We start from the raw sequence: 12,961 nt of genomic DNA on the forward strand, positions 1-12,961 counted from the left end.
TCGGGTGCGTTCTGTCGGTGGTCGCGGCTACGGTCGATCGGGTGCTGACTCTGCTGCGGTACGGGATACGTGTTGCGCCTGGAAGCACCCTTCTGACGATGGGTCTGGCCGTCCTCGGCTCGCTGCTCGGGATGGCGGTCACGCTGCTGACCGGACAGGTCGTCGGGGCGGTGCCGGGCGTGGTCGACGGCGGCCCGGACGCGATGCCGATCGGCGAGTTCAGTTGGTTGCTCGGCGCCCTGCTGGTGGTCTTCGTGCTGGAGAGTCTGAAGCCGGCGGCGCAGCAGGTCGCCTCGATGGTGATGGACGCCGGCCTGGTCCGCGCGATCGGCACCGGGATCACCGAGCCGCTGCTGCGGCCGCGGCGGATCCAGCACCTGGAGGACGCCGAAGTACTGGACGTGCAGGAGCGCGCGAAGGGGAAGGGCGGCTTCCACCTCGCCCAGGGGCTCGGCCAGTTGCCGTGGCTGCTCGCGAGCCGGGTGACGCTGGTCGGCTCGGCGCTGATCGTCGGCGCGATGTTCGCGTGGTGGGTGGCCGCGATGCTGGTCGCGGTCACGTTCCTGCTGGAGTGGTACGGCGGCCGCCTGATCGAGCGCGAGGTCGACGTCTGGTGGGGCAACACCGAGGAGCAACGGCGGGCGCACTACGTGTTCAACCTGGGGATGCGCGACGCCCCGAAGGAGTTGCGGGTCTTCGGCCTGCACGGCTGGCTCGTCGACCGGTACGTCCGCGAGTGGACGGCCGGCTACCGCCCGGTCTGGGCCCGCCGGCGGACGAACGCGAAGTGGTCGCTGCTGATCGGCGGCGTGCACCTGATCGCCAACGGCGTCGCGATCCTCGCCGTCGGGCGCGCGGCGTACAACGGCTCGCTGCCGCTCACCCAGGTCGCGACCACGCTGCCCGCGATCCTCGCGATCGGCCAGTCGAGCAACGGCTTCGGCGTCGTGCAGGTCCGGCGCGGGCTCTCCGCGTTCCGCGCGATGCGCGATCTGCCCGAGACGATCACCCGGCGGCACCCGGAGCCGGTCGCCACGACGCGGCACCGGGTCGAGACGATGCCGGCCCGCGAGATCCGGTTCGAGCAGGTCAGCTTCCACTACCCGGGTTCGGAGGTCCCGGTCCTGCGGGAGCTCGACCTCACGATCCACGCTCACGAGGCGCTCGCGCTCGTCGGCGTCAACGGCGCCGGGAAGTCCACGCTGGTGAAGCTGCTCGGCGGCGCCTACAAGCCGACGAGCGGCCGGATCCTCGTCGACGGCGTCGACCTCGCCGACCTCGATCTGGCCGCATGGCAGCGCCGGGTCGCGGCGATCGTGCAGGACTTCGTGCGGTTCCCGCTGTCGGTGACGGACAACGTGGTGTTCGGCGCGGTCGAGCGAGCGGGTGACGAGCTCACGCTGGCCCGCGTCGCGCGCGAGTCCGGGATCGATTCCGTCGTACGCCGGCTGCCGAACGGCTGGCACACCGTGCTGGACAAGACGTTCGACGGCGGGGTCGACCTCTCGGGTGGCGAGTGGCAGCGGGTCGCGCTGGCGCGCGCCTTGTTCGCGGTGCACGCGGGCGCCGGGGTCCTGGTGCTGGACGAGCCGGCCGCCGCGCTCGACGTCCGGGCCGAGGCCGAACTCGTCGAGCGGTACCTCGAGCTGACCTCGGGGGTGGCGTCGCTGATCATCTCGCACCGGTTCTCGGTGGTGCGCAACGCGGACCGGATCTGCGTGCTGTCCGACGGCCGGATCGTCGAGGACGGCACCCACGAGGAGCTGCTCGCGATCGACGGCGAGTACGCCGGGATGTTCCGGCTGCAGGCCGAGCGCTACGTGACGGGGACGGAGGCTGTCGATGCGTAACTTGCGGATTCTCGCGCTGTGGTTGACGACCTCGTTCCGGGCGGCGCCGTGGCTGATGACGATCTCGACCGTGCTGGTCGCGGCGCGGGCGATCACCGCGCCGACCCAGACGTACGGCGTGAGCCGGCTCGTCGACGGGATCGCCTCCGACCGGTCGAGCACGGTCGCGCTGGGCGTCGCGATCATCGTCGGCGGCCTGGCGGTGGCGTTCCTCGCGGACGGGTTGGGGACGCCGCTGCAGGACACCGCGCAGGAGCGGATGGCCGGCCGCGTACACGCGGACCTGCTGGACGTCACGACCGGCATCCCCGGCCTGTCGCACCACGAGCGCCCGGACGTCGCGGACCGGCTCGAGCTCGTGCGGGAACGGGCGTGGCGGATGGGTGTCGGCGCGGAGGTGCTGCTGTGGGCGTTCGCCACGGTGACGAACACCGCGACCGTGCTCACGCTGCTCGGGTCCGTGCATCCGGTGCTGCTCGTCCTGCCGTTGCTGGGCGGCGTCCGGATCTGGTCGGCGTACCTGAGCAGCACGCGGCAGCACAAGGCGTGGGAGGACTCGATGCCGCAGGAGCGGCTCGTCGACCGGCTGATCGAGGTCGCCAAGGATCCGCGGACCGGGCTCGAGGTGCGGGTGTTCGGGCTCGGGAAGGTGTTGCTGGACAGGATCTTCACGCTGCAGACCGAGCGCTTCGAGCGCCGGGTCGCCGCCGCGCGCTGGGGCGGGAAGGTGGACGGCGCGGTGCGGCTGGTGTTCGGGCTCGCGTACGCGGCGGCGATCGTCTGGGTCGTGGTCCGCGCGCGGAACGGGCAGGCCAGTGCGGGCGATGTCGTCCTGGTGCTGCTGCTCGCGCCGCAGGTGGATCAGATGACCGGCGGTATCGCGCAGAACGTGTACTGGGTCGGCGAGGTGGTCCGCAGCTTCGGCCGCTACGACTGGCTGCGCGAGTACGCCAAGCAGAACTCGTGGCGCTCCAGCCGGTCGGAGGCACCGGCGCGGATCGCGGACGGGATCTCGCTGCGAGACGTCGGATTCGCTTATCCGGGTTCGGATTCCGCGGTGCTGAGTGCGATCAATCTGGAGATCCCGGCCGGTGCTGCGGTCGCGTTGGTGGGGGAGAACGGCGCCGGCAAGACCACGCTGGTGAAGCTGCTGGCCCGGATGTACGACCCGACCACCGGACGGATCCTGGTCGACGGGCAGGACCTGGCGACGATCCAGCCGGACGCGTGGCGGTCGCAGCTGTCGGCGGGCTTCCAGGACTTCGTGAAGTTCGAGTTCACCGCGCGCGAGGTGGTCGGGATCGGCGACATCACCCGCGCCGCGGACGAGGACGCCGTACGCACGGCAGTGGTCCGGGGTGACGCCGAGTCGGTCGTCGCCGGGCTGCCGCGCGGGCTCGATTCCCAGCTGGGCAAGAAGTTCACCGACGGGGTGGAGCTGTCAGGTGGGCAGTGGCAGCGGCTGGCGCTGGCCCGCGCGTTCATGCGCGAGCGCCCGCTGCTGCTGCTCCTCGACGAGCCGACCGCGGCGCTGGACCCGGAGGCCGAGCACCGGCTCTACGAGCAGTACGCCGAGGCCGCGAAGGTGGCCGCGGCCGAGACCGGCGGCATCACCGTCCTGGTCTCGCACCGCTTCTCCACCGTCCGGATGGCCGACCTCATCGTCGTCATGCACCAGGGCCGGATCGAAGAGTTCGGCACCCACGAGGACCTGCTGGCCGCCGGCGGCCGCTACGCCGAACTCTTCGAACTCCAAGCCCGCGCCTACCGCTGAACCCGCCGATCAGCCCGCGCGGCGAGCTCGTCCTCGGGGACCAGCACGAACATCTCCTGGTTCGGCGCACACAGCATGGTGACGGTGAACTTCACCGGTACGTCCGACCGGTTGTTGCCGTCCTGGTAGTGGATGACATCACCGCCCGGCTCCCAGAACGCCTCACCGGCCTTGATCACCCGCGGCGGCTCACCCTCGAGCTCGAACAGCATCTCGCCCTCGACGACGTACCCGAACGCCGGCCCCGAGTGCCGGTGCGGCGGCGCGCCCGGGTCGCCCGCCGGGTACTCGACGTCCACGGTCATCACGTGGAATCCCTCGGGCACGAACGGTGGCTCGACCTCCTGCAGCATCGTCAGCGCGGTCTGCCACGCGGTGGACGGGTGCTCGGCCATATCGCTACCTCCCAATCGCTCAGCTCTTTCTCTGGTCTGTCTCTGGGATAGACAGCGCGGCCGGACGCCCTGTGACGGTCACAGATGTCGGGTGTGGCCTGTCTCAACAGACATGGACCTGCGTATCGACACCATCGACAGTCTTCATCGGCACCTGCAGTGGGCGATCGAGCTCGAGCACGCCACACTCCCGCCGTACCTCTGTGCCCTGTACTCGCTCGACCCGGCGCGGAACCCGGACGCGGTCGAGGTGGTGAGCAGCGTGTTCGTCGAGGAGATGATCCATCTCTCGCTGGCGGCCAACCTGCTGAACGCCGTCGGCGGTGAACCGCGGCTGGATGTTCCGGAGATGCTGCCGGGCTATCCGCGCCAGTTGCCGCACGGCTCGGTGGAGCTGTCGCTGCTGCCGTTCGGGACCGACGCCCTGGAGATGTTCCTGCGGCTGGAGAAGCCCGAGGCGCCTGGTGCCCCGAGCCAGAGCGACGACTACGAGACCATCGGACAGTTCTACGACGCGATCGAGGACGGCCTGCGGTACCTCTGCGAGACGCTCGGCGAGGACAAGGTCTTTTCCGGCGACCCCAGGCGTCAGGTGACCGCCGGCCCGTTCCACCACACCGCCGGCACCCTGCAGCCGGTCACCGACCTGGCTTCGGCGCTGTCGGCGCTCGAGGAGATCGTCGAGCAGGGCGAAGGTACGGCGCGCGGCGAGGTCTGGGACGGCGACCGCGACATCTTCCACCCGGACCGCGACGAAGTCGCGCACTACTACCGCTTCCAGGAGCTCAAGCTCGGCCGCCGGTACCAGCGCGGCGACACACCGCAGTCCGGCCCGAGCGGTGACCCGGTGACCGTCGACCCCGCGGGCGTCTCGCCGATGCAGGCCAATCCGCGTCGCTCGGACAATGCGCAGATCCGAGCCGCCCAGGAGGAGTTCGACAACACCTACTGCACCCTGTTGTTCCTGCTCGAGCAGGCGTTCACCGGCGAGCCCGCGATGATCCACGACGCGACCCGGGCCATGTTCGGGCTCAAGTCGGAGGCCCTCAAGCTGATGCAACTCAGCGAGGACGACCACACGACCGCCGGCCCGACCTTCCGGTACGTCGACCCCGACACTCGCCGGTAACCGGGAGTTCAGAACCGCGCGGTAGAAACAGGCGCATGCCAGAGCGACCGCGGGCGTCGGCCCGGATCGAGCAACCCGCCGATCCGGCCGACGTCCGCGCCGTCGGCTACGGCCCGGACGACGTACCGGTCGCGCCCGAGAAGTACGCCGGCCTGCCGGTGCACAAGGAGCGGTCCGGCCACGTCGACGGCTGGAACCCGGACCTGATGGACCCGGAGCCGTCCGCGGTGTACGTCGTCGACGACCGCTACCTGTACGTCACCGACGAGCACGCCCGGGTCACGCACGCCGAGGGCTGGCTCGGCTGGCTGCCGTCGAAGGACAACGAGGACCGCCGCAACCTGGACGCGCAACGGGACGCGGGCAAGCCCGACCGGCAGCGCACCGACGACGGCGGGCACCTGTTCGGGACGGTCTTCGACGGACCCGGCGAGTCGATCAACATCACCGCGCAGTCGAGATCGCAGAACCAGGCGGTGAAGGGCGTCCGGGACAACTGGCGGCGGATGGAGGAGAGCTGGCAGGCGATGCGCGCGGCCGGCGTCCAGGTGCACGCCGCGATCGACGTGAAGCACCCGAACGGTACGACGCGCCGCCCGTCGAGCCGCACCGTGGTCGACCGGCACGCAGGCACCCGGTCGCCACGGCGTATCTTCAGAGAGACCAAACCGACGAGCGCCCGGGGAGCTGGATGAGCGAGATCGGCGTCATCGACGCGATCGCCCGGGCCCTGGTCGCGGACCTGCCGGCCGGGTGGCGTGAGGTGAGTGCGGTCTACCGCGCGACGACGTCGTACGCCGAACTGGACGCCGACATGCTGACGCCGGCGGGGGAGAGCCAGCTGGAGACGTTGCCGGAAGGACTCGAGGAACAGTTCGAGGAACTGCGGCGGGAGATGTACCAGCCCGGCAAAGGCACCTGGCTGACCGCCCGCGTCACGGTCACCGCGGCCGGGCACTTCGCGACCGACTTCGACTACGACCACGAACCGGCGTGGTCGATCCCTGTCGACGCAGGCATCTACGCGGCGGACCTGGCCGCGTTCCCGCGGGACCCCGAGCATGTCCCGGACTGGATGCGATAAATCGGTGGCGGCCCCCGACGGCCGCTGGTAGCGTCGCTCGCCTGTCTTTTCGGGATCGAATCGAACCGGATGGATCTGCTCCGGGGCGGGACCCAGCTCACGATTCGAGGCTCTCCGACCATGGTCGAACCGGAACTGGCGGCCGAACGCGCCTACCTCTCCACCGCTCGCACCGCACTCCGCGGCATGTACGCCGAAGTCGTGGACCGCGAGGTCCAGGTCATCGGCGGCGAGGACAACGACGAACGTTTCACCAACGAGGCCAACCAGCGGGCCAAGGAGATGCGCACCCAGGCGCTCCTCGACCTGCCCGACGTACCGCTGTTCTTCGGCCGGCTCGACTACGAGCACGGCACCATCGAGGACCTGGACCAGATCTACATCGGCCGCCGGCACGTCCACGACGGCACCGGCGTACCGCTGGTGATCGACTGGCGCGCACCGGTGTCGGTGCCGTTCTACCGCGCGACCCAGAACGACCGGCAGCGCGTCCTGATGCGCCGCCGCTACGGCTTCTCGGAGCACGCCGAGCTGACCGGCTTCGAGGACGAGCCGCTCACCGGAGTGGTCGACCCGGACCAGGCCGACGCGTTCCTGCGCGCCGAGATCGAGCGGCCGCGCACCGGCCCGATGCGCGACATCGTGGCCACGATCCAGCCCGAGCAGGACGACCTGGTCCGGGCCCCGCTGCACCCGAGCGTCTGCGTGCAGGGCGCGCCCGGCACCGGCAAGACCGCCGTCGGCCTGCACCGCGTCGCGTACCTGCTCTACACCGAACGCGAGCGCCTCGGCCGCGGCGGCGTCGTGATCGTCGGACCGAACCGCTCGTTCCTGTCCTACATCCGCAAGGTCCTGCCCGCGCTGGGCGAGGTCGACGTCCGCCAGATCACGATCGACGAGCTGCTCACCCGGCCCGCCGCGGCCGTCGACGAGTCGGCCGCCGAGGCGCTGAAGGGCGACGCGCGGATGGCGGGTGTGCTGCGCCGCGCCCTCTGGTCGTACGTCGGTACGCCGACCGACGGAGTCCTGTACAGCAAGGGATCCCGGCGCTACCGCGTGCACGACTACGAGGTCGTCGACATCGTGTCGGACCTGCGCGAGTCCACCCGCTACGCGCCCGGCCGGAACGCGCTCGCGCAGCGGATCGCGCACGTGGTCCTGGTCCGGATGGAGGAGCGCGCCGAGTCGCCGGACGACCGCGTGCAGAACGCCGTCGCCCGCTCGAAGCCGGTCAAGGAGGTGCTCGACGCGGTCTGGCCCCGCGTCGTACCGGAGCAGATCCTGCACCGGCTCTTCTCGGACGCGGACTTCCTCACCGCGGCCGCCCCGGACCTGACGGACGAGGAGCGGACGGCGCTGCTGTGGCCCAAGCCGCCGCGATCGTGGAAGTCGACGAAGTGGTCGTTCGCGGACACGGTCCTGCTCGACGAGCTCGAGGACCTGATCGAACGGCGGACCGGCTCGCTCGGTCATCTCGTCCTCGACGAGGCGCAGGACCTGTCGGCGATGCAGTTGCGTGCCCTCGGTCGGCGCTGCCGCACCGGCTCGGCCACGGTGCTGGGCGACCTCGCGCAGGCGACGACGCCGTGGTCCGCCGGGTCCTGGGACCGGGTCCTCGGCCATCTCGGCAAGAGCGACGGCGTGGTCGCGGAGCTCGGCCGCGGGTTCCGGGTGCCGGCGCAGATCATCGACTTCGCGGCGAAGCTGCTGCCCGAGATCGCCCCGACCCTGAGCACCCCGAGCGGCGTCCGGACGGTCGCCGACGCGTTGAGCATCGTGCCGGCCGACGCGGCGACGTACGCCGACCAGGTCGTCGCCGGGTGCCGCGCCGCGCTGGCCGGCGAGGGATCCGTCGCACTGATCGCCGCCGACGACCAGATCGGGCAGCTCCGGGACGCGCTCGTCGCGGCCGGGCTCGAGGCCGCGCTGCTCGGCGAGTCCGACGAGGAGATCGACACCGTGCGCCTGGTGTGCGTGCCCGCGACGCTGGCGAAGGGCCTGGAGTTCGACGCGGTGGTGGTCGCCGAGCCGGCGCACATCGTCGCCGCCGAGCCGCGCGGCCTGCACCGGCTGTACGTCGTCCTCACCCGCGCGGTCAGCCGTCTCCAGATCGTCCACGCCGAGCCACTCCCGGCGTCCCTGGGCTGATCCTCCCGCGGCGCTATTGTCGCGGTGTGAATTCAGGCGCCGCGGTCGTACTCGTGTTCCTGGTGATCGCGGCTGTGCTCGTGGTGGGCGGGATCACCTGGGGGATCGTCGCGCTCGTCCGGCGCCAGGCGTACATCAACTCCGTCAAGCAGCGCGGCTGGTTGTTCGTCAACAGCCCGGCGTTCGACGCGGTGGCGCGGCTCGGCAACCCGCCGTTCGGCATCGGCTTCGAGCGCAGGCCGGACGACCAGATCATCGGGGCGACGAGCACCGGCCGACCGTTCCAGGTGATCGAGTACAAGAACGACCACTGGTCGGGCTGGGTCGGCATGGTCACGCTGTCCCGGCGCCTCCCCGAGCTGTGGATCACCGGCGGCGAGACAGGACCCCGGTACGGCGTCCTCGCGCAGGACGTGCCCGCGCCGCCGCAGCTCGGTCCCGGCTGGCGGGTCGGCGCGCTGGACGTGCCGTACGCGAACGCGGTGCTGACGGCGCAGCTCTGCCAGCAGCTGAACGCGCTGGCGGCGGGACAGCCGGGGGTCAACCTGAGCATCGACGGCGACCAGGTCGTCGTACTCGATCCGCCGCGCAAGGAGCTGGACAAGCTCGGCCAGTGGCTCGAGCAGCTCGGTGCGCTGGCGGCGGTGATCGACGCGACGCCGCTGGACCAGTGGATCCAGCCGGAGCCGCCGCCGCGGCTCACTTTCTACCACCACCCGGAGTGGTACTGGATCGGTGTCGACGACAGCTTGCTGGAATTCACGCCGGTCAACCGCGGCGGACACGGCCACCGGACCGACCAGGTGATCCGCGGCCGCGACGGCGACGGTCCGCCGTTCATCGCGTTCGAGCACCACTGGAAGACACAGCGCACCGAGTCCTACACCGACAGCAACGGCAACAGCCAGACCCGCACCGTCACCGAACACCACTCGGAGCCGATCCTCGGCTTCCAGTTGCCGATCCGGATGCCGCCGCTGACCGTCGGGCGCAAGGGGCTGAGCTCGGGCATCGAGTTCGAAAGCGCGGAGTTCAACCGCCGGTTCGCGATCTTCGCGCAGGACCCGAAGTACGCGTACGACGTGATCCACCCGCGGCAGATGGAGTACCTGATGGCGAGCCAGGGCGCGCCGTTCCGGATCGAGGGGGAGTGGGTCTGGTTCTCGCCGGGGGAGCACAGCCAGCCGGCGATCGCGCACTGCTCGGCCTACCTGCGCGGTTTCCTCGGGGGCGTCCCGCGCTTCGTCTGGCGTAACCTGGGACTCTCGGAAAGCCCTTTCCCACCCCTTGAGATCCCGGCTGCGCGCTAGCGGGAATGCCGTTACTCTCGGTGCGGTTGCCTCTGAAGGTGTGGCTCCACGGGTGCAGCCGCACGGCACAGTTTCGGGAGGCATCATCAGTACGCATGCGGCCCTGCTGCCGGTCGACGGACGACCGGCGGGGACGGACCAACGGACCCTGGTCATCTTCGGCGCCAGCGGCGACCTGAGCTCACGGTTGCTGCTGCCCGGCCTGGGCAGTCTGCTCGCCGGGCCGCGCGCCACGAGTGTGCGGATCATCGGCACCGGGCGGTCGCCGCTCGCCGCTGACGAGTGGACGGACCGCGTCCACGCGGCCTTCGCCTCGCGTGGCGAGATCGGCCCGGTCGCGGCCGAGACGCTCGCGACCACGGAGTACGTCGCCGGCGACCCGACGGACGTCGCGCACCTGCGGACGCTGCTCGACCTCGCCGGCCCGGCCCCGGTGCTGTACTTCTCGCTGCCGCCGGCCGTGACGACGAGGATCGTCGAGGCGCTCCAGCAGCTCGACCTGCCCGAGGGCACCGAGCTCGCCTTCGAGAAGCCGTTCGGCACCGACTCCGCGTCCGCCGCGGCGCTGAACAAGCTGGTCGGCACGCTGGTGCCCGAGGACAACGTGCACCGCGTCGACCACTTCCTCGGCCGGACGGCGGTCCTCAACCTGATCGGCCTGCGGTTCGCGAACCGCCTGTTCGAGCCGGTCTGGAACGCCGAGCACATCGAGAGCGTCGAGATCGTGTACGACGAGACGCTCGGACTCGAAGGTCGCGCGCAGTACTACGACAACGCGGGCGCGCTCGTCGACATGATCCAGAGCCACCTGCTGCTCGTGCTGGCCCTGCTCGTGATGGACGCACCGGCCACGATGGACGCCGTCGAGGTCCGCAGCGAGATGGCCCGGGCGCTGCGCAGTACGCACCTCTACCGCCGCTCCGCCACCGAGGCGAGCCGGCGCGCGCGGTACGGAGCGGGGATCGCCGACGACCGGGTGGTTCCGGCGTACGCCGACGAGGCCGGGGTCGACCCGTCCCGGGAGACCGAGACGCTCGCCGAGGTGACGGTCGAGGTGGACACGAACCGCTGGGCGGGGGTGCCGTTCACGCTGCGCTCCGGCAAGGCGCTCGGGGTCGCGCGCAAGGAGATCGTGATCCGCTTCAAGCCGCTGCGGCACCTGCCGTCCGGCCTGCACGGTGGTCGCGACGGCGAAACTCTGCGCATCGGGCTGAACCCGGGCGAGCTGTCGTTGTCTGTCCCCGCGCTGGGCGTCGACGGCCCGTACACGATGGGCCAGGTCTTCCTCGACGCCTCGTTGCCGTCGTCACCGGTCCTCCCGTACGGCGAGGTGCTGAACGGCATCCTCCGCGGCGACCCGCTGCTCTCGGTCCGCGGTGACGTGGCCGAGCGGTGCTGGGAGATCGTCGAGCCGGTGCTGGCCGCGTGGGCGGCCGGCGAGGTCCCGCTGGAGGAGTACGAGGCGGGGTCGGACGGACCGGCCGACTGGCGGGCCGCCGGCGAGTCCGCGGCCTGAGAGGCGTCTGACACCAGGGACTTACCCTGGGGCGACGGGCGGTCGCGGGCCGGAGAGTGAGAGCCGTCAGACGAATCACTCTCCTGCATGAGGTGCAAACGAACCATGAGAACCGTCCTCTCCCGGCGCGGACGTGTGGTCCTCGCCGCCGTCGCCGCGACGCTGGCAACCGCCGCCGGCGGGCTGACCGTCGCAGGCGCGGCGGACGCCAGTTCCCCGAGCCCGGAGCGCCCGGTCGTGGCCACGGGCAACGGTGCCGTCAGCGGCCTGGCCGTCGACGGCACCTACGCGTTCCGCGGCCTGCCGTACGCCGCCGCGCCGACCGGCAACCTCCGCTGGCGCGCGCCGCAGGCCGCTCCGAGCTGGCAGGGTGTCCGCGACGCGTCGTCGTACGCCCCGGCCTGTCCGCAGGCGCCCGGGATCAGCCCGCCGGGCGGCTTCAGCGAGGACTGCCTGTACCTGAACGTGTCGACGCCGGCGCTGCAGTCCGCGGTCAAGCGGCCGGTGCTGGTGTGGATCCACGGCGGCGGGCTGACCGCCGACAGCGGCTCGAACTACGACGGCACCAAGCTCGCCAAGGCCGGCGCGGTCGTCGTGACGATCAACTACCGGCTCGGCGCCCTGGGCTTCCTGGCCCACCCGGCGTTCGCGTCCGGTCCCGACGGGGCGGCCGGCAACTACGGGCTGATGGACCAGCAGGCCGCGTTGCGCTGGGTGCAGCAGAACATCGGCCGGTTCGGCGGTGACCCGCGGAACGTGACGATCGCCGGCGAGTCGGCCGGCGGGCTGTCGGTCCTGGCGCACGTCACGTCGCGCAGCTCGAAGGGCCTGTTCCAGCGGGCGATCGTGCAGAGCGGCGCGTTCGCGCTGGAGCAGGAGTCCCTGGCGCAGGCGAAGGCCTTCGGCAAGGACTTCGCGGTGAAGGTCGGCTGCGCGGACCAGTCCGCGGAGTGCCTGCGGCAGGTGCCGGTGCAGACGCTGGTGGACAACGTCTCGACGGCGACGGCCCTGATCCCCGGCGCGGTCGACGGCGCGGTGCTCAAGGAGCCGATCGGGACGGCACTGGCCGCCGGCCGGTTCAACCGGGTTCCGATCCTCAACGGCAGCAACCACGACGAGGAAGCGCTGTTCACGCTCGGCGGGCGGGTCGTGAGCCGCGGCTACAACGTCGCGTACACCAGCCCGGTCACTGCGGAGAACTACGAGGCCAACATCGCTGCAGCACTCCGCATCTCACCCGTGCAGGCCGCGGCCATCGCCGCCGAGTACCCGCTCGCCGCCTACTCGTCACCTGACAAGGCGTTCGGCACGCTGATCGGCGACGCCACCTTCGCGTGCGGCGCGGCGCAGGTGAACAAGTGGACCGCCGCCCGGTACGTCCCGACGTACGGGTACGAGTTCAACGACGACACCGCGCCGTTCCTGTTCGCGCCGGCCGGGACGCTGTCGGTCGCCACCCACGGCTCCGAGCTGTGGTACCTGTTCGACCTGCCGAACGCGCCGTTCCCGGCGCCGCTGAACGCCGAGCAGACCGCACTGGCCGACGCGATGCGCGCCGCCTGGGTCAAGTTCGCCGCGACCGGCAACCCGTCGACGCACTCGACGTACTGGCCGTCCTCGGGTCTCCGGGGCAAGGTCGTGTCGCTGGAGCTCCCGGCGCCGCGGATCTCGGCGGACTTCGCGGCGCGGCATCACTGTGCCACTTTCGCACAGAATCTTGACAAGGTTAAGTAATAGTTCCAATATCCTATCCGA

At 71.0% G+C, this 12,961-nt stretch carries 10 protein-coding genes; 9 read left to right on the forward strand and 1 reads right to left on the reverse strand.

Annotated features, from left to right (window positions below; genetic code table 11):
• Positions 1-98 precede the first annotated feature (98 nt).
• Both ABN611_RS29260 and ABN611_RS29265 read left to right on the forward strand, forming a co-directional pair.
• Positions 99-1,850, forward strand: coding sequence for an ABC transporter ATP-binding protein (locus ABN611_RS29260; protein WP_350275470.1), 1,752 nt, complete (start codon positions 99-101; stop codon positions 1,848-1,850).
• Positions 1,843-3,624, forward strand: a complete 1,782-nt coding sequence (locus ABN611_RS29265; RefSeq protein WP_350275471.1) for an ABC transporter ATP-binding protein — start codon at positions 1,843-1,845, stop codon at positions 3,622-3,624. The genes ABN611_RS29260 and ABN611_RS29265 overlap by 8 nt, the downstream gene beginning before the upstream one ends.
• Here ABN611_RS29265 and ABN611_RS29270 read toward each other — a convergent pair.
• On the reverse strand, positions 3,615-4,019 hold the full coding sequence (locus ABN611_RS29270; protein ID WP_350275472.1) for a cupin domain-containing protein: 405 nt from the start codon (positions 4,017-4,019) through the stop codon (positions 3,615-3,617). The two genes, ABN611_RS29265 and ABN611_RS29270, sit on opposite strands and share 10 nt — an antisense overlap.
• Before the next feature lie 112 nt (positions 4,020-4,131).
• Here ABN611_RS29270 and ABN611_RS29275 point away from each other — a divergent pair, with 112 nt between their 5' ends.
• The 7 genes from ABN611_RS29275 to ABN611_RS29305 all read left to right on the forward strand — a co-directional run bounded on the left by ABN611_RS29275 (position 4,132) and on the right by ABN611_RS29305 (position 12,940).
• On the forward strand, positions 4,132-5,148 hold the full coding sequence (locus ABN611_RS29275; protein ID WP_350275473.1) for a ferritin-like protein: 1,017 nt from the start codon (positions 4,132-4,134) through the stop codon (positions 5,146-5,148).
• Positions 5,149-5,183: 35 nt separating this feature from the next.
• A complete protein-coding gene (locus ABN611_RS29280) occupies positions 5,184-5,843 on the forward strand; it encodes a DNA/RNA non-specific endonuclease (protein WP_350275474.1) in 660 nt (219 codons plus the stop codon).
• The gene (locus ABN611_RS29285; RefSeq protein ID WP_350275475.1) at positions 5,840-6,232 is read left to right on the forward strand and encodes an immunity protein YezG family protein; all 393 of its coding nucleotides are present in this window, start codon (positions 5,840-5,842) and stop codon (positions 6,230-6,232) included. Before ABN611_RS29280 ends, ABN611_RS29285 begins: the two co-directional genes overlap by 4 nt.
• Positions 6,233-6,352: 120 nt before the next feature.
• Positions 6,353-8,380: an AAA family ATPase gene (locus ABN611_RS29290; protein WP_350275476.1), complete on the forward strand. Its 2,028-nt coding sequence runs from the start codon at positions 6,353-6,355 to the stop codon at positions 8,378-8,380.
• Between the two features lie 26 nt (positions 8,381-8,406).
• On the forward strand, positions 8,407-9,690 hold the full coding sequence (locus tag ABN611_RS29295) for a hypothetical protein (protein ID WP_350275477.1): 1,284 nt from the start codon (positions 8,407-8,409) through the stop codon (positions 9,688-9,690).
• Between the two features lie 40 nt (positions 9,691-9,730).
• A complete protein-coding gene (locus ABN611_RS29300) occupies positions 9,731-11,206 on the forward strand; it encodes a glucose-6-phosphate dehydrogenase (protein ID WP_350275478.1) in 1,476 nt (491 codons plus the stop codon).
• Between the two features lie 105 nt (positions 11,207-11,311).
• On the forward strand, positions 11,312-12,940 hold the full coding sequence (locus ABN611_RS29305) for a carboxylesterase family protein (protein WP_350275479.1): 1,629 nt from the start codon (positions 11,312-11,314) through the stop codon (positions 12,938-12,940).
• Positions 12,941-12,961: the final 21 nt, after the last annotated feature.

Origin of the sequence: Kribbella sp. HUAS MG21 (assembly GCF_040254265.1) — a bacterium.
Classification (GTDB): domain Bacteria; phylum Actinomycetota; class Actinomycetes; order Propionibacteriales; family Kribbellaceae; genus Kribbella.

What these genes read in the sequence shown, in the direction of transcription:
- ABN611_RS29260 (WP_350275470.1), top strand. Translation starts at nt 99, where the DNA reads ATGGGTCTGGCCGTCCTCGGCTCGCTGCTCGGGATGGCGGTCACGCTG.
- ABN611_RS29265 (WP_350275471.1), top strand. Translation starts at nt 1,843, where the DNA reads ATGCGTAACTTGCGGATTCTCGCGCTGTGGTTGACGACCTCGTTCCGG.
- ABN611_RS29270 (WP_350275472.1), bottom strand. Translation starts at nt 4,019, where the DNA reads ATGGCCGAGCACCCGTCCACCGCGTGGCAGACCGCGCTGACGATGCTG.
- ABN611_RS29275 (WP_350275473.1), top strand. Translation starts at nt 4,132, where the DNA reads ATGGACCTGCGTATCGACACCATCGACAGTCTTCATCGGCACCTGCAG.
- ABN611_RS29280 (WP_350275474.1), top strand. Translation starts at nt 5,184, where the DNA reads ATGCCAGAGCGACCGCGGGCGTCGGCCCGGATCGAGCAACCCGCCGAT.
- ABN611_RS29285 (WP_350275475.1), top strand. Translation starts at nt 5,840, where the DNA reads ATGAGCGAGATCGGCGTCATCGACGCGATCGCCCGGGCCCTGGTCGCG.
- ABN611_RS29290 (WP_350275476.1), top strand. Translation starts at nt 6,353, where the DNA reads ATGGTCGAACCGGAACTGGCGGCCGAACGCGCCTACCTCTCCACCGCT.
- ABN611_RS29305 (WP_350275479.1), top strand. Translation starts at nt 11,312, where the DNA reads ATGAGAACCGTCCTCTCCCGGCGCGGACGTGTGGTCCTCGCCGCCGTC.